Annotated in this window: 16 protein-coding genes; 4 read left to right on the forward strand and 12 right to left on the reverse strand. The window is 61.8% G+C overall.

The features are described from left to right. Positions 1-60 precede the first annotated feature (60 nt). Complete coding sequence (rpmF, locus tag HK107_RS10775; protein WP_173199608.1) at positions 61-243, reverse strand: 50S ribosomal protein L32; 183 nt, start codon at positions 241-243, stop codon at positions 61-63. Positions 244-702: 459 nt separating this feature from the next. Between rpmF and HK107_RS10780 the strand changes: the two genes are divergently transcribed. Together HK107_RS10780 and HK107_RS10785 are read left to right on the forward strand one after the other, a co-directional pair. After that, positions 703-990, forward strand: a complete 288-nt coding sequence (locus HK107_RS10780) for a hypothetical protein (protein ID WP_173199610.1) — start codon at positions 703-705, stop codon at positions 988-990. 140 nt (positions 991-1130) lie between these two features. Next, complete coding sequence (locus HK107_RS10785) at positions 1131-2096, forward strand: lipid A deacylase LpxR family protein (protein WP_173199612.1); 966 nt, start codon at positions 1131-1133, stop codon at positions 2094-2096. Positions 2097-2857: 761 nt separating this feature from the next. On the opposite strand, the gene HK107_RS10790 is transcribed toward HK107_RS10785, so the two are convergent. The 7 genes from HK107_RS10790 to HK107_RS10820 all read right to left on the reverse strand — a co-directional run bounded on the left by HK107_RS10790 (position 2858) and on the right by HK107_RS10820 (position 10244). After that, positions 2858-4504: a CTP synthase gene (locus HK107_RS10790; RefSeq protein ID WP_173199614.1), complete on the reverse strand. Its 1647-nt coding sequence runs from the start codon at positions 4502-4504 to the stop codon at positions 2858-2860. Positions 4505-4637: 133 nt separating this feature from the next. Beyond that, positions 4638-4910 carry an HU family DNA-binding protein gene (locus tag HK107_RS10795; RefSeq protein ID WP_173199616.1) on the reverse strand — a complete coding sequence of 91 codons (273 nt, stop codon included), beginning with the start codon at positions 4908-4910 and terminating at the stop codon, positions 4638-4640. A gap of 151 nt (positions 4911-5061) precedes the next feature. Next, positions 5062-5370, reverse strand: a complete 309-nt coding sequence (locus tag HK107_RS10800; RefSeq protein WP_173199618.1) for a chorismate mutase — start codon at positions 5368-5370, stop codon at positions 5062-5064. A 53-nt stretch (positions 5371-5423) separates the two neighbouring features. Beyond that, on the reverse strand, positions 5424-5942 hold the full coding sequence (locus HK107_RS10805) for a hypothetical protein (RefSeq protein WP_173199620.1): 519 nt from the start codon (positions 5940-5942) through the stop codon (positions 5424-5426). Between the two features lie 105 nt (positions 5943-6047). Further along, entirely contained in the window at positions 6048-8462 is a 2415-nt protein-coding gene (gene lon / locus HK107_RS10810) for an endopeptidase La (RefSeq protein ID WP_173199622.1), read from the reverse strand. A 171-nt stretch (positions 8463-8633) separates the two neighbouring features. Beyond that, the gene (locus HK107_RS10815; protein ID WP_173199625.1) at positions 8634-8846 is read right to left on the reverse strand and encodes a DUF2061 domain-containing protein; all 213 of its coding nucleotides are present in this window, start codon (positions 8844-8846) and stop codon (positions 8634-8636) included. A gap of 33 nt (positions 8847-8879) precedes the next feature. Further along, positions 8880-10244 (reverse strand): spinster family MFS transporter, encoded by a 1365-nt coding sequence (locus tag HK107_RS10820; protein ID WP_173199627.1) that lies wholly within the window; start codon positions 10242-10244, stop codon positions 8880-8882. Positions 10245-10328: 84 nt separating this feature from the next. Between HK107_RS10820 and HK107_RS10825 the strand changes: the two genes are divergently transcribed. Then, the gene (locus tag HK107_RS10825) at positions 10329-11324 is read left to right on the forward strand and encodes an NADPH:quinone oxidoreductase family protein (protein WP_173199629.1); all 996 of its coding nucleotides are present in this window, start codon (positions 10329-10331) and stop codon (positions 11322-11324) included. Here the strand turns inward: HK107_RS10825 and HK107_RS10830 are convergent. Together HK107_RS10830 and HK107_RS10835 are read right to left on the reverse strand one after the other, a co-directional pair. Next, on the reverse strand, positions 11317-11787 hold the full coding sequence (locus HK107_RS10830) for a GNAT family N-acetyltransferase (protein WP_173199631.1): 471 nt from the start codon (positions 11785-11787) through the stop codon (positions 11317-11319). The genes HK107_RS10825 and HK107_RS10830 overlap by 8 nt on opposite strands. Positions 11788-11879: 92 nt before the next feature. Further along, positions 11880-12338 (reverse strand): MaoC family dehydratase, encoded by a 459-nt coding sequence (locus HK107_RS10835; protein WP_173199633.1) that lies wholly within the window; start codon positions 12336-12338, stop codon positions 11880-11882. A 180-nt stretch (positions 12339-12518) separates the two neighbouring features. On the opposite strand from HK107_RS10835, the gene HK107_RS10840 reads away from it, so the two are divergent. Continuing rightward, entirely contained in the window at positions 12519-15254 is a 2736-nt protein-coding gene (locus HK107_RS10840) for a TonB-dependent receptor (RefSeq protein ID WP_173199635.1), read from the forward strand. A 136-nt stretch (positions 15255-15390) separates the two neighbouring features. Here the strand turns inward: HK107_RS10840 and HK107_RS10845 are convergent, their stop codons facing one another. Together HK107_RS10845 and HK107_RS10850 are read right to left on the reverse strand one after the other, a co-directional pair. Next, entirely contained in the window at positions 15391-16020 is a 630-nt protein-coding gene (locus tag HK107_RS10845; RefSeq protein WP_173199637.1) for an ankyrin repeat domain-containing protein, read from the reverse strand. Then, entirely contained in the window at positions 16017-16394 is a 378-nt protein-coding gene (locus HK107_RS10850) for a VOC family protein (protein ID WP_173199639.1), read from the reverse strand. Before HK107_RS10850 ends, HK107_RS10845 begins: the two co-directional genes overlap by 4 nt. Positions 16395-16450: the final 56 nt, after the last annotated feature.

The following is a 16450-nucleotide window of genomic DNA, read 5'->3' on the forward strand; positions in this document are numbered from 1 at the left end:
GAGGGCGGACCCACGCGGCTCTTAACCTTGCGAAGCTGGAAACCCTAAGAGGGCTCCGGCTTAGTCTTCCTGCGGCTCGAGGACCTGGCGGCCGTTATAGGTGCCGGCTTTCAGGTCGATGTGGTGGTTGCGGCGCAGGTTGCCAGTCTTGCTGTCCTCGATGAAGGACGGGGCGTCGAGGCGGTCGTGCGCACGGCGCATGCCGCGCTTCGACTTGGTGATTTTACTCTTGGGGACGGCCACGGGGCTCTCTCCTGGTGTTCTGTAAGCCGCGCCAGCTAACCCAAGTGCGCTGCCCTGTCCACAGCCAAATCCGCCCTAAGGGCCCAGCCTCATAAATCTCACGGGTTTGGCGTCCAGTCCCTCACCCGCTCGGCTAGAAGCTGAGGAGCCGGAATGGCTGGCCCTTTTGGTTCCTCAGCGCCGACGTCCGACGGGCGAGGGTCGGACGTCCGAAGGATCGGGCGGTCTGGCACTCTGTCGTCGTTGCTGAGCCTTGAAAGGGCTGGCCATTCCGGCGGCCCAGCTCCTAGCCAGCGCGCCAGACCACCTCGACCAAACCCGTGAGATTTGTGAGTCTGGGCCCTTAATGAATGCGGCGGCAAGGTTAATTCCGGTCGCTCAATTTTGCCCGCTCGGCCTGACCGAACCTGAACCCCTCCCTGTTATATCGGAACGCTGAAACACGGGGGTGTTGAAAATATGCCGATTATCAAACTGATGGCCGTCGCGATGCTGGTGGCCACCACTGCGGGCTCTGTCGGGTCAGAGACACACTATATCCGCGCCGAGGCCACCTGGGCGCAGCTCAGCTCGGACCAGCGCGAGATGATCGACCTTGTCGCCGCTGATATCTGGTCGACCGAGCGTGAGGGCGGGAAGCGCGTCCTTTATCGGGACCTGAATGAGCGGCTCAAAACGGATCTTCGCCTTCAGGCGATGGACCGTCTCGGCTTTGAACACCGTCCGGTGCGCGGCGTCGAAGTCTAAGTCTTCTGGGAGAAGAGGTAGAGCGGGTTCGGCGGAAACGCCGGGCCCGCTTTGCTTTTCCTGCGTGCTGCAGGCGCGAAGGCGCTCCCAGAGATACACCCTGAGCGGGAATCTGGCCCGCTTCTTGAAACGACCCCGGCATGGTTCGCACGCCGGGACATATTCTTCTCTCTCTCCTCGTGAGTGCAGCGCTCATCAGCGCCGATGCTCAGGCTGAGGAGAAAGGCACCCTCACCTTCACAGTCGAGAACGACGTCGTCTCGGGCCAGGACCGCCACTACACCAACGGCCTGCGCCTCGCCTATGTCACCGCTCCGGTTGAGCCCAACGCCTTCGAGCGCCTCTTCACCGGCGAAGACACCGTCGTCCGCCGCAGCTTCGCAGGCAGCCAGCAGATCTTCACCGGCGAAGACATCACCATCGCCAACCCGTCCGACGATGATCACCCTTACGCAGGCTACCTCTTCGGCGAATACGCACTCCTCACCGAGGATGACGGCAAGTGGCAGCTCTTCACGCTGGAAGCTGGCGTGGTCGGCCCCTCGGCGCTCGGCGAAGACACCCAGAACTGGTTCCACCGTTCGCTGAACTTCTACGAAGCCCAAGGCTGGGACCGTCAGCTTGAAGACGAGTTCGCGCTCAACATCGCCTATGACTGGAAGGGCCGCTCGATCGCCAACGGCAAGCTCGGCGGCCTCGACATGGAGCTCACCCCCGTCGCAGGTGCGAGCTTCGGCAATGTCGCCGTCAACGCCCGCGGCGGCGCCATGTGGCGCATGGGCCCGAACCTCAAGCCGAACTTCGGCCCGGCCCGCATCCGTCCGTCGCTCACCGGCTCGGGCCACTTCGCCCGCGAGGACAGCTGGTTCCTCTTCGCAGGCATCGAAGGCCGCGTCGTCGCCCACGACCTCTTCATCGACGGCAGCCTCTTCCAAGACGGTCCGTCTGCAGACAAGAAAGCTTTCGTCGCCGATGCCCAGGCCGGTGTCGTCTTCGACTTCGGCGGCGCCCAGCTCAGCTGGACCATGGTCGCCCGCTCCAAGCGCTACGAAGTGCAGGAACGCGGAGACGTCTTCGGCGCCCTTTCGATCAGCGTGAAGATGTAAACGGGCCCAACGCCCCTCCCCGTTCTCCCGGAATTTGCGCAGCAAATATCCGGGACCCATGAACCAACCTCCTCAATCCTCCGGACGGTCCGTCCGTGGATCCCAGGTCGACTCCGGGAAGACGAAATCTGAGAGCTGATCTTGCTACCCCGTCATCCTGGACCCCGATCCAGGATCCATCGAGAAAAAAGAGCAAAGCTCCACTTATCCCCGCCACCTATCCATCACCTACTCTTACCCCGTCTTCCGAAGGTGACGGGCCTGACCGGTCGTTCCAGCCAGCGCTTCGGAAGCGGTGCCGATGGCCTGCGCGGCCTAACGATCCGCACACGCTGTTCGAGAGTTTGAAGTGCTTAGCCGCCGGCCTCAAAACCCCGCGGACATGGCCTCTCGCACAAAGCACCGCCGGGCGCGGCTTGGCTCGCGCACAAAAAACTTAGTCAGAGCATGGCCCAAACCGCGCCCGGACACCCGTCTTCTCAAAAAAACCGACACGGGCGGGCACGTCCCCCTGCCCAAAACCCTGTCATTCCGGGGCAGGCGCAGCCTGAACCCGGAACCCATACGCCGAACTTATGGGTTCCGGGCCCGCTCTCCGAGCGACCCGGAATGACAACGAATGAGATTTCCAAAACCCCGCTCTCCCGGAATTTGCACGGCAAATATCCGGGACCCATGGACCATCCGGCTCAACCGTTGGAACACTCAATTCATGGATCCCGGATCAAGTCCGGGAAAACGCTGGTGGAAAGAGCGGAAAATCAAACCAACCGCGACCGCTTCAGCGCAGCTTCGATGAAGCTCGCAAACAGCGGGTGCGGATCGAATGGACGGCTTTTGAGTTCGGGGTGGTACTGCACCGCGATGAACCAGGGGTGGCTCTCGATCTCCATGATCTCCGGCAACAGCCCGTCAGGAGACTTGCCCGTGAACTTGACGCCATGCTCCGCAAACGGAGCTTCGAGGTCCATCTGCACTTCGAACCGGTGGCGGTGGCGCTCATGGATCGTCTCGGAGCCATAGATCTCGCGGACCTTCGAGCCCTCGGCGAGCTTCGCCTCATAGGCGCCAAGGCGCATGGTTCCGCCAAGGTCGGTGTCCTCGGTCCGCTCTTGGACGACGCCGTCCTTCTCCCACTCGGTCATCAGGCCGACGACGTGCTCGCCCTTCTCGGTGAACTCGGAAGATGTCGCAGCATCCTTGCCGAGAAGCGACCGAGCCGCCTCGACCACAGCCATCTGCATACCGAAGCAGATGCCGAAATAGGGAATGTCTTTCTCACGGGCATAGCGCGCAGCCAGGATCTTGCCCTCGGCCCCGCGCTCGCCAAACCCGCCGGGGACGAGAATTCCGTGGACTCCGGACAGACGGTCCGTGGCAAGCTCGTCATCCTCGAAGATACTCGCGTCGATCCATTCGATCTCGACACGGATGTTGTTTGCGATCCCGCCATGCGCCAGCGCTTCGATCAGCGATTTATAGGCATCCTTGAGGACGGTATACTTGCCAACGACAGCAATCCGGACCTCGCCATCGGGAGAAATGATCCTCCGGGTGATCTCCTGCCAGCGCGAAAGGTCAGGAGCCGGAGCATCCTCGATCCCAAAGGCTGCCAGCACTTCGGTGTCGAAGCCTTCGCCGTGGTAATCGAGCGGAACCTCATAGATCGTGCGGGAGTTCATCGCCTGGACCACGGCGCTCTCACGGACGTTGCAGAAGAGCGCGATCTTGCGCTTCTCGCCATCCGGGATCGGCCTGTCGGCGCGGACAAGGAGAACATCCGGTTGAATACCGATGGAACGCAGCTCTTTCACCGAGTGCTGGGTCGGCTTGGTCTTCATCTCTCCGGCCACGGAGATATAGGGCATCAGCGTCAGGTGCACGAAAACGCAGGAGCCTCTCGGCTCTTCGTTCCCGAACTGACGAATGGCCTCGAAGAACGGCAGGCCTTCAATATCGCCCACTGTGCCGCCGATCTCGCAAAGGAGGAAATCGACCGGCTCGCCATTCTCATCAAGCGCGGAGGAACGGATGAAGTCTTTGATCGAGTCCGTGATGTGCGGGATCACCTGCACCGTCGCGCCGAGGTAATCCCCGCGGCGCTCTTTCTCGATTACACTCGAATAGATCTGGCCAGTGGTGATGTTGTCGCCCTTGGTCGCCGAGACGCCCGTGAAGCGCTCATAGTGGCCAAGGTCGAGGTCGGTCTCAGCGCCGTCGTCGGTCACGAAGACCTCGCCGTGCTGGTAGGGCGACATCGTGCCGGGATCGACATTGATATAGGGGTCGAGTTTCCGCAGTCGGACGGAATAGCCGCGCGCCTGAAGAAGCGCTCCGAGCGCTGCCGAGGCCACCCCTTTTCCGAGTGAGGAAACCACGCCGCCGGTGATGAAAATATACCGCGTCATGGGAGGCCGCCTTAGGCCCGAATCACGAGGGGCGGCAAGCGCTGTCGCCACGCTTTCGGAAAAGAAAAACCCCCGCCTGACGGACGGGGGTCTCCCAGTCGCCCGCCGAGGCGGGCGAGGATGCTGCGGAAGCTTAGTTCAGCGCGTCCTTGAGGCCTTTGCCGGCCGAGAATTTCGGCTGGTTCGAGGCTTTGATCTGGATGGTCTCACCGGTGCGCGGGTTGCGGCCTTCACGGGCTTCGCGGCGAGCCGAGGAGAAGGTGCCGAAGCCGACCAGGCGGACATCATCGCCGTTCTGCAGCGCTTCGGTGATGGCGTCGAAGACGGCGTCCACGGCCTTGCCGGCCTGCGCCTTGCTCATGTCTGCCTTGCGCGCAACTTCGTCGATGAATTCGTTCTTGTTCATGGCGTGAAAACCCCTTTGTTTATGCGGCCTCCGGGGCCACTCGCGCGAGGCTAGAGAGAGTTTTCCGTGCCCGTCAAAGGGGAATTTCCCTGAAACCCAGCATTTCTGCGGGTTCCAATTTTAGAGAGCTGTTTTTGCTGCGTTATTTAGATCACTCAGAACGCAGCTTTTCCCAGATTTTCGCCTCATGTGCGATGCAGCATTCGATCAATTCTCGCCATACGGGCTCTGCGATTCGTGGCGAGAGGCCTTCAGATTCCGAGGTTTTCAGGACTTTTTCGACCACATCCTCGATGCGCCAGGGCACCCGGACATCCTCCGCACGCGGTTTGATCCGGGCAGCAGCCTCCATGTAGCCCTGCCTGATGGCGAGGATCCGCACGAGCTCTCGGTCGAGTTCATCAACGCCCTCGCGGACGTCTTCCATGGTGGCGCACTGGGCAGGCTGTTTCGCTTTCATAGGCGGCAGGTAGGACTTTCCTCCTCCGATGGGAAGGCGGTTCCTTCGCGGCGCTACCGGCGGCGGAGGGGAAGCCTTGCGAGCTTGGGGAAGACGCTGCGTTTCGGCATCATCAGGCGTTGGGTCGGCTGGGCTTCGACCAGCTCAGCAGCAATGCCGAAGCGTTTCCTAAGTGCCGGAGCCACGACGACACCGCCAACTCCCGCTCTCGTCGTGCTTCGCGCTTCTAGCATGGCGAGGATCACCGCGAGGACCGCGTCGCGTTCCTTCGCGGATTTGAGCGCCTGCTTCGGTGCGAGCACCTTGACGGTTTCGGGATGGCGGATCTCGTCACCGAGGCTGAGGAGGCGCTGGCGGATCAGACCCGTCTTCGCATCGACGTCGGGGTTCGTCTCGCCCGCTTCCAGGCGATATCCCCGCCCCGTCAGGAAGCCGTAGGATCGCCCCTTGAGGCTCAGGACCCAGAAGGAGGTGTTGGTCGGCCAGTCGAGATGCACCATCCGCGCAAGCGTCTTGCTGCCCGCGACCTTCATGGTGAGACCCTTGTTATCGGGATCGATCGTGATGCCCATGTTCCACCCACTTTTTAGGAGAGTGGACCAGAGGACGAGCTAGGGGTCCATATGACAAAAAAAGGCGGGCCGGAGCCCGCCTTTCTCGTTCAGTTCTCGATGAGCTTAGTGCGTCACCACGGAGCCCGGATCGCTTGGTGTCTCGGTCTTGGCGGCTTCCTGCTTCTGCAGGGCCTCCTCCTCCGGGTCCCATTCGATCGGCGTCAGCGGGCCGGTGAGGGCCAGCTTGAGGACGTCGTCGACGTGCTCGACCGGGATGATCTCGAGGCCATCCTTCACATTCTGAGGGATGTCCGCGAGGTCCTTTTCGTTCTCCTCAGGGATAAGGACAGTCGTCACCCCTGCCCGCATCGCGGCCAGCAGTTTCTCCTTGAGGCCACCGATAGCGAGAACACGGCCACGCAGCGATATCTCGCCGGTCATGGCGATGTCCTTGCGCACCGGGATACCGGTCAGGGCACTGACGATCGCGGTGGCCATGGCGACACCTGCGGAAGGGCCGTCCTTAGGCGTCGCGCCTTCGGGGACGTGGATGTGGATGTCGGTCTTCTCGAAGACAGGCGGCTTGATGCCGAACTCCACGGCGCGGCTGCGCACGTAGGATGCGGCGGCCGAGACCGATTCTTTCATCACGTCCTTCAGGTTGCCGGTCGGGGTCATGCGGCCCTTGCCCGGCATGGTGACACCCTCGATCTTGAGGATATCGCCGCCCACGGAAGTCCAGGCGAGGCCTGTCACGATGCCGACGGCATCGTCGCCGTCGATCTCGCCATAGCGGTACTTCGGCACGCCTGCGAAGTCAGCGAGATTATCCGTGGTCACACGAACGCTCTCGGTGTCTTCTTCCTTCTCAAGCACCGTCACCGCCTTGCGGGCGAGATTGGCGAGCTCACGCTCGAGCGAGCGCACGCCGGCCTCGCGGGTGTAGGTCCTGACGAGCTGCATCAGCGCGTCGTCCTCGATCACCCACTCCTCGTCCTTCAGGCCATGCTCCTTGCGGAGACGCGGCAGGACGTGGCGGACAGCGATCTCCATCTTCTCGTCTTCCGTGTAGCCCGGAATACGGATGATCTCCATCCGGTCGAGAAGCGGCTGAGGCATGTTGAGCGAGTTGGCCGTGGTGATGAACATCACGTCCGACAGGTCGTAATCGACCTCGAGATAGTGATCCGAGAACGTATCGTTCTGCGCCGGATCAAGCACCTCGAGAAGCGCCGCAGACGGATCACCGCGGAAGTCGGAGCCCATCTTGTCGATCTCGTCGAGGAGGAAGAGCGGGTTCGTCTTCTTCACCTTCTTCATCGACTGGATGATCTTGCCAGGCATCGAGCCGATATAGGTCCGGCGGTGACCGCGGATCTCGCTCTCGTCACGCACGCCGCCAAGCGATACGCGCACGAACTCACGGCCCGTGGCTTCCGCGACGGACTTGCCGAGCGAGGTCTTACCGACACCCGGAGGGCCGACGAGGCAGAGGATCGGGCCTTTCAGCTTGCCGGTCCGCTTCTGCACGGCGAGATATTCGACGATCCGCTCTTTGACCTTGTCGAGACCGTAGTGATCACGGTCGAGGACATCCTCAGCCTTCTGAAGATTGGTCTTCAGCTTGCCGCGGGTGTTCCACGGGATCGACAGGATCCAGTCGAGATAGTTGCGGACGACCGTGCTCTCAGCCGACATGGGCGACATCTGGCGGAGCTTCTTGAGCTCAGCCTCGGCCTTCGTGCGGGCTTCCTTGGTGAGCTTGGTGCGCTCGATCTTTTCTTCGAGTTCGGTGAGCTCGTCCTTGCCCTCTTCGCCGTCGCCGAGTTCCTTCTGAATGGCCTTCATCTGCTCATTCAGGTAGTACTCGCGCTGGGTCTTCTCCATCTGGCGTTTGACACGTCCACGGATCTTTTTCTCGACCTGGAGAACCGACATCTCGCCTTCCATGAAGCCGTAGACGGCTTCGAGGCGCTGCGGGACGGAGGTGATCTCGAGGAGCTCCTGCTTCTCGGCGATCTTGAGGTTGAGGTGCGAAGCGACCGTGTCGGCGAGCTTCGAGGCATCGTCGATCTGGCCGATCGAGACGATGACTTCGGGGCTGACGCGCTTGTTGAGCTTCACATAGCTCTCAAACTGGGCGTTCACCGAGCGAGCGAGGGCTTCGATCTCGGCCTCTTCGCCTTCGTTCTCTTCGAGCTCGACGGCTTCGGCTTCGAAGTAGCTCTCTTCTTCGGTATAGTTGGTGATCTCCGCGCGGCGGCCGCCTTCGACCAGCACCTTCACGGTGCCGTCGGGCAGCTTGAGGAGCTGGAGCACCTTGGCGACCACGCCGAGGCGGTAGATGTCGTCCTGGGTCGGATCATCGTTGCCGGCGTCTTTCTGGGCAACGAGAAGAATCTCGCGGTCAGCTTCCATGACCGTTTCGAGGGCGCGCACGGATTTATCGCGGCCGACGAACAGCGGCACGACCATGTGCGGGAACACGACAATGTCGCGCAGGGGAAGGACGGGATAGGTCCTGGTGTCTTCGTTCATGAAGAACTCCTTTCGGCAGTCTCCGGCAAAGCCCGCCTGGTTCGTCAGCGCAGCCTCCGCCGCCGCCGCGCATGGATGAGGGGTGCGCAGCAGCTTAAACGATGTCGGGTGCGCCCCGGTTCGATGCAAGCGCTGGTTTTACGCAGTTCGCGTGAACGAACAGTCACACTATCACGCAGGATCAGGCGCCCTTTGTGGATAACTCCGGAAAGGCACGCAGGACCACGCCTTCTCGTGGACGAGATAGGCTGCGGTCTGGATCAGCGGCTCGATCAGACCGATTGCCGCGGCCGCTTTCCAGCTCCCCGTGAGCGAAAAAGCGACCGTGAAGGCGACGGCGAAGTGCATTACCGAGTAGGTCGCGGTCTTGGCGGCGGTGCGCATAGGCTTACTTTTGCGAATGACTCGCAAGAGCAATTAGGCGGTCGCTTCCTTCGTTTCAACAGCCTCAGGTGCCGCACCCTGCGCCCTCGCCCAGTCCTTGGGCAGCGTGCGCGCTGTGATCAGGAACAGGATGACGGACAGGGCGTAGCTGACCGACAGGAGCAGCAGCGACCAGCGGAGGCCCGTGAGCTGATCGCCCGTCTCCACCGCGAAGACGTCGTACATGAAGCCTGTGAACGATGGCCCGCCACCCAGCGCGATGAGGTTCAGGACGAAGAAGAACACTGCCGTGGAGGTCGCCCTGACAGACACCTTGGCGAGGTTCTGCGCCACAGAGAAACTTGGCCCGAGGTAAAACCCGAGGAAGAAGATATAAATGCTTAGGCAGATGAAGAAAATCGTCGGTGAGCTCGTCATCCATGCGAAGGCGATGGCGACCGCTGCGATGGCGATCGTGACTGCCGGCACAAGGGCGTACGCCGCTACGTTCTTCTTGCCGAGCCGGTCAGCGATATACCCACCGAGGAACGTGCCGGATGCGTAGAAAATGGCGTTGCCGATGCCGAGTCCGATGAGGAGCGGCTGCAGGGGCAGGGTCACGAAGGCGCCGACCCATGCTGCCGTCTCAGCCGTCGGCTCGCCATAGATGTAGAGGGTGAGGAACGTGTTCACGGCGTAGGAGCCAAAGCTGGCGAACGCGATGCCGAAGGCCATCGTCCAGTAGCTCGGTATGGTGCCGAGCTCCTTGATCGCCTTGCCGAACGGCATGGGCGTGACCTTGGCGCCGTCCATACGGCCGCGCTCTGGCTCAGGGATCAGGATCTTGGTGATGATGGCGACCGGGATGCCGAGGGCACCGATGACGATGAAGGCGAGACGCCAGTCCACCGTGCCGCCACCGACGAAGAAGGCACTGGCGAAATAGGCGAGCATAATGCCGAAGGGGATGCCGAGCGCATAGGTGCCAAGCGCCCTGCCCCGCTCATTTGGTGCGTAAAGGTCGGAGAGCAGCGAGTGGCTTGGCGGCGAACAGCCCGCCTCGCCGACGGCAACGCCGATCCTCAAGATTGCAAGGGCGATGAAGCCGCCTGCAAAACCTGTGAGCAGCGTGAAGCCTGACCAGGTGGCAAGGCTCAGCGCGATGATCGTGACGCGGTCGAAGGTCAGCCCGCCGATCTTCTTGGTGTTGTCCACCATCGACGCGATGGGGATGCCAATCACTGTGTAGAAAAGCGCAAAGACAAAGCCCGAAAGCAGGCCGATCTGCGTCCCCGTCAGGTTCAGGTCCGCCTTGATGAACGGTGCCAGCACGCCGACGATCTGCCGGTCGATGAAGTTGAACACGTATACGAGCGTGAGGAGCGCGAGGATCGTCCCGCGGTTCTGGAGCTTCTTCACTGGCGTTTCCCTGCAACCCTTCCGGGCTTGTTGTTTCCGCAACCGTGCCTAGTGTCCCCGCAAAGAACAAGCGGGAGATGCGCCATGAGAGCACTGATGTCAGTTCAGCCCGGTGGGCCTGAGACCCTTGAGATGGTCGAGCAGGAGACGCCGAAACCCGGTCGTGGGGAGGTGCTGATTCGCATCCATGCCGCCGGGTGCAACTTTCCGGACACGCTGATCATCAAGGATCTCTACCAGTTCAAACCGCCCCGGCCTTTTGCTCCGGGCGGTGAGGCTGCTGGCGTGATTGAGGCGGTCGGCGACGGGGTCGATGCTTCGCGGGTGGGCCAGCGGGTGGCCGCAGCCGTTGGAGCGTTCGGCGGCTACGCGACCCATGCCGTGTGCGGAGAGCATGCGGCGATGCCGATCCCGGACGCGATGTCGTTCGAGGTCGCAGCCGGGTTCATCATGACCTACGGAACGAGCTACTACGCTTTGAAGAACCGTGCGGTGCTGAAGGCTGGCGAGAAGCTCGTGGTGCTCGGCGCAGCGGGCGGTGTCGGCTCGGCAGCTGTTGAACTTGGCAAGGCGATGGGCGCGCATGTGACGGCCTGCGTCAGCTCTGAAGCCAAGGCGGAGTTCTGCCGCGAGCTGGGTGCTGACGAGACGATCGTCTATCCGCGCGAACTCGACCGGGATGCTTCGAAGGCGTTTGCCGGTGCCATCAAGGAGAAGACCGGCGGCGGCGCGGATGCACTGTATGACCCGGTGGGCGGCGCCTATTGCGAGCCCAGCTTGCGGGCGATGGCGTGGGAAGGCCGCTACCTCGTGGTCGGTTTCCCCGCGGGGATCCCGAACCCTCCCCTCAACCTGACGCTGCTCAAGAGCTGTCAGATCATGGGCGTATTCTGGGGCGCCGCCGTGATGCGCGATCCCGCGGGGCATGCGGAGAACATGGGCCAGATTGCGAGCATGATGGCCGACGGGAAGCTGAAGCCGCGAATCACCAAGACCTTCCCGCTGGAAGAAGGTGCGGAAGCGCTGAAGCTTCTCGAAGGCCGGGAGGCGACTGGCAAGATCGTGCTGACGGTCAACTGACGTCGAGATGGTAGGTGAGGAAGGTGGCACCCATCAGCTGCCCCTCACCCGCATATCTTGCGCCAAGGCGTTCGAGGGCACGGCGCGCGCGTCGGGTGGTCGCCAGCCTGAAGATCAGCGTACTGATTCGTGGATCCTTCCGAGCGAAGGCGATCGCCTTGCTTGCGATCGGCAGCCCGAGACCGAAATCCTCCGGCCTTAGAACCAGGGCGAAGTCCCAGCCCTCCTCCTTCTCGAAGCCGCCCCAGCCGACATAGCGGTCGCCGAAGAGGAAGGCCCAGTGGCCGAGCCCGTCACGGGCCCACGCTTCTTCCTTGCCTTCGACCCAGTCGCGGGTTCGCTCCTCGTCCCAGCCGGGTGTGAGGAGCGGCATGTGCTCTGCGAGCCGGGGGTCGTTCAGGTGCTCGGAGAGGGTCGCGAGCGGCACCTCGGTGAGGCGTGCGAAGGTAATATCACTCGGCATCGCTTCTGTTCCCTCCTCCGCCGCGCCACTGCCGTGGCCTTGCTTCGCTGAAAAAGCTCCACTGGAGCTTTTTCTCAGGCTTCGCCTGATCGCTACGCAAGCATCTGCATCGTGACCCACTCGGCGATCAGAGCGGGTTTGTCTTCGCCCTCGATCTCGACCTCGATCTTGTAGGTCATGACGTGGGTGCCGGGCTTTGATTCCTTATGGGCGATCAGTTCGAAGTGGCCTCGCACCCGCTTCCCCGCTCTCACGGGATTGATGAAGCGCACCTTGTTGAAGCCGTAGTTCACTCCGGCCTTGATGCCTTCGATGACATAGCTCGCGTCGGCAGCCATCTTCGAAAGCAGGGAGAGAGTGAGGAACCCGTGGGCGATAGTGCCGCCAAATGGCGTAGCCTTTGCAGCCTCCTCGTCCACGTGGATGAACTGGTGATCCTCCGTCACGTCGGCGAATTGATTGATGCGCTCCTGGTCGATCGGGATCCACTCGGAGCTCTCCCGACTGTTGCCAATCTGCGACAGAAGCGTCTCCAGCGAGATAATATTCATCTAAAGGACCTTTCACGAACAGCGGATTACGTTAAGTCTGACCCCAACTAGCGTATCCTGCGGTGCTGTTAAGGCGCATTTTCAGCATCGGGGACAGGACACGAAAGCTACCGTTAACGCCTCGGTAAGGGCGATTGGCGTCATTGAAGTCCCGTTCAAGGGACACAGGGAGGACCAACTGTGAAACGAAATCTATTTCTAGCCACAACTGCGCTTTTCGGCGCCTCGGCATTTGCCCAGGCTGCTGCGCAGGACACCATCGTCGTCACCGCGACGAAGCGTGAGCAAACGCTCCAGGAAGTTCCGATCGCCGTCTCGGTTGTTCAGGAAGAAGTCCTGGAAGAAACCCAGATCATCGACGCTCTCGACCTGCAATCGGTCGTCCCCTCGCTGCGCGTGAGCCAGCTTGAGCGTACGTCGAACACCACCTTCTCGATCCGTGGCTTCGGCTCGGGCGCCAACAACCCGGGCATCGAGCCTTCGGTCGCTGTCTTCATCGACGGTGTCTTCCGTAGCCGCGCCGGTTCGGCTCTTGACGACCTCATCGGTCTCGAGCGTGTTGAGGTCCTCAAAGGCCCGCAATCGACCCTCTTCGGCAAGAACGCTGCTGCTGGTGTTGTCTCGCTCGTCACCAAGAAGCCTGAGTTCGAATTTGGCGGTCAGGTCGAAGCCACTGCAGGCAACTTCGACAGCCGTATCCTTCGCGGTCGCGTCACCGGCCCGATCAACGACATCATGGCCTTCTCGCTCGCCGGTTCGTACAACCAGCGCGACGGCTACTTCGACAACTCGGTAGGCGGCACGGACGACTACAACAACCGTGACCGTTACTCGTTCAGCGGCCAGCTCCTTGCTCAGCCGACCGAGAACTTCGAAGCCCGCCTGATCGCTGACTACGCAGAGATCAACGAGCGCTGCTGTGGTACCGCACGTGTCACCGATGGCGACGCCGGCGGCATCATCCGCGACATCCTGATGGCGGAAACCCCGGACTTCAACGACCCGTTCGGCTATGCGATCGCCAACGACATCGCGAACGAGACCGAGATCACCAACACCGGCATCTCGCTCCAGATGGACTGGGACCTGAATGCGGACAACACGCTGACCTCGATCACGTCGGGCCGTCGTTATGACGACTTCATCGACTACGAAGGCGACTTCACGACCCTCGACCTGCTTGGGACGAACGTGCGCGGCATCGACGCCGACACCTTCACCCAGGAGCTTCGTCTCGTCGGTGCCAAGGATCGCCTGAGCTACATTCTTGGTGGCTACTACTTCTACGAAGACACCGACATCAAAGACGAGCGCCTCTACGGCACGGACGCACGTGCCTATGTCGACCTTCTCGGTGCGGCAGCTGCTGGTGCCTTCGTTCAGGTTGCTCCGGGTGTCTTCATCCCTGACGCATCGCAGAGCCCGCTGACCGGTGTTGAAGTCGCTCTCGGCCTGCCGATCAGTCAGACCTTCTACCAGGACGGTGGCGGTACGGCCTTCAACGTCACCCAGAAGGACACGCAATTCACGCTGTTCGGCCAGGTCGACTTCGAAGTCACCGATCGCCTGACGCTGACCGGCGGTATCTCGTACTTCCAAGCTGACAAGGAAGTCGACTTCACCGACGTCACGCGGACCAACCCGTTCTCGGACATCAACCTCGTTGAGCTCGGCTTTGGCGCCCTGTTCCAAGGCGTGACCACTCTCGCCCCGACGCCTGCCAACGTCGGCGCCTTCGCCGGTGCAAGCGCCCAAAACGCTGCGATCGTTCAAGCTCTTCAGGCTGCTTCGATCACGCGTGACTCGGAAGCACTCGCCAATGGCGGTGTCCTGGTCAACGGTACGGTCGTCGATCCGAACACCGGTCTCCCGCTGTCGAACGCCTTCCTCGGCCTCTTCGACGCCGGCCTCCAGCCGCTTGGCCCGCTGACCACGTTCCCGAACTCGGTCGAAAACGGCGAGTCGAGCGACAGCGATGTTCCGTTCACGCTCCGTGCATCGTTCGACGCCACCGCGCGCACGAACCTGTACCTCAGCTACGCGACGGGCTTCAAAGCCACCTCGTGGAACCTGACCCCGGACACCCGTCCGTTTGCATCTGACGTCCCGGCTCTCCTGGCCGCAGGCGACCTCGCAAACGATGGCTCCTTCGGTTCGGGCAACGTTGTCCCGACCGGCCTGGCTCTCGAGCTGGCAGGCGTTCCGAACCAGTACTCGGGCACCCGCTTCGCTGATCCTGAGACCAACAAGGTCCTCGAATTCGGCCTGAAGACGCGCTTCTCCTGGGGCTCGCTCAACGTCGCCGTGTTCAATCAGGTCGTCGAAGACCTTCAGTCCTCGATCTTCCAGGGTACAGGCTTCGTCGTTTCGAACGCTGGTGAGCAGGAAGTGAATGGCTTTGAGTTCGACTCGATCATCGACGTCCAGTTCATCCCGGGCCTGACGCTGAACCTCTCGGGTATGTATCTCGACGCTCAGTTCAATGACTTCCCGAACGCTTCGGTCCTCCGCGGTAGCGACGCTGACCTTGCTGACGGTGTCATCGACGGCATCGGCGACCTCGACGGTGAACGTCCGGCCGGTACGCCTGAGTTCTCGGGTTCGTTCGGCTTCGACTACCGCCGCGACTTCATGAACGCTGGTGAGATGTTCATCCGTGCTGACTACCAGTACGAGACGGAAGTCCAGGTCGTTCAGAACGTGCCGGAAGACATTCTCGGCCGTGAAGTGAACCTCCTGAACGCTTCGATCGGTATCAACCTCGACAATGGCCTCGAAGCCATGATCTGGGGTCGGAACCTGACCGAAGACGAGTTCTTCACCTCGGGCTTCCCGACCACCCTGCAGGCTGGTTCGATCTCGGGTTACCCGAACATTCCGCGCACCTACGGTGTCACGGTCCGCAAGCGCTTCTAATCGAAGCGCTTCGCGATCCACGCGAACAAAGAACCCCGCCGAGCGATCGGCGGGGTTTTTCTTTGGGCGGATGCTCGGCGGTCTGAGGTCTCTTCAAAGTCTGATGCGGAGGGGCTCAGATCGTAGGGTGCTGGTGCTAGAGGCCCAGGGCCTGGGAGAGATCCTGATGCGCCCTTACCTTCGCGGACTGGCGCCAGACGTCTTCGACTTCAGAGCCAGCGGCTACAAGCAGCGCCGCGCACCGAGGCGCTTCCCCTTTCGAGCCGCGCGGAGGAGACAGAGTCCCCTCGACCGCCCATCCGAGCGGTGTGCAGGCGAACTCTGTGTCGCGTCTCGCAAGTTCATCTGAGGGCAGCAGGCGCTCGACGATTGTCGCCATACCCATGATCGCCGCCCAGTAGATCGCGCTGGCATCGAACAGGCCGCGCGCGTCCGCCGAAGCTCCGCAGTCCAAGAGCATGTGCGCAATTGCGGGTGCACCGAGGCTGATGGCCGTGATCAGGAGGCTATCGCCGCTTGGGACGGGCGGAGGATTGGCTGCCGCCCCCTCATCAAGCAGCACACGGACGAGCGCTGTCCCGCGCTCGTCCGAGATACGGCCGTCGAAGATGCAGTCGCAAATCGCGTGGATCGGGACCACTGCGTGCCCCTCCCCACATGCGATTGGCCGGTTGGCAGCGTCCGGATTACCTCGAAGCGCCGCATGCAGAGCATCCGCGCTGCCAGCGTCGATGGCGGAGCGGAGGGGATGCGGCTCTTCGCTCATCCCGTGGTCTCGTCGAAGAAGCAGAGCTTGTTGCTGTCGAGATCACGAGCATAGCCCATGTACCACGTGTCGTTCCGCTTGCCCGGTGCACCTTCGTCCTGGCCGCCAAGCTCGAGGGCTTTGGCGTGGAGCGCATCGACTTGCTCGGCGGACTTGCAACGCAGCGCGACCATCATGCCGTTCCCGACTGACGCTTCCTCGCCGTCGAAGGGCTTGGTGACGATGATCGAGGGCTGGCCCTTGCCACCGGCGAAACCGATGTCGGTACTGAACTCACCGATGACCTTGGCGCCGAGGCCTTCGACGAGGATGTCCTTGTAGAAAGCCTTGGCTTTTTCGAGATCGTTGGTGCCGATGGTGACGTAAGCGATCATGATCATCTCCTTGTTGGGCGTTGCCCTTTCTTGGAGATGATGTGTCCGCCCTGCCC

Origin of the sequence: Parvularcula mediterranea (genome assembly GCF_013085255.1) — a bacterium.
Classification (GTDB): domain Bacteria; phylum Pseudomonadota; class Alphaproteobacteria; order Caulobacterales; family Parvularculaceae; genus Parvularcula; species Parvularcula mediterranea.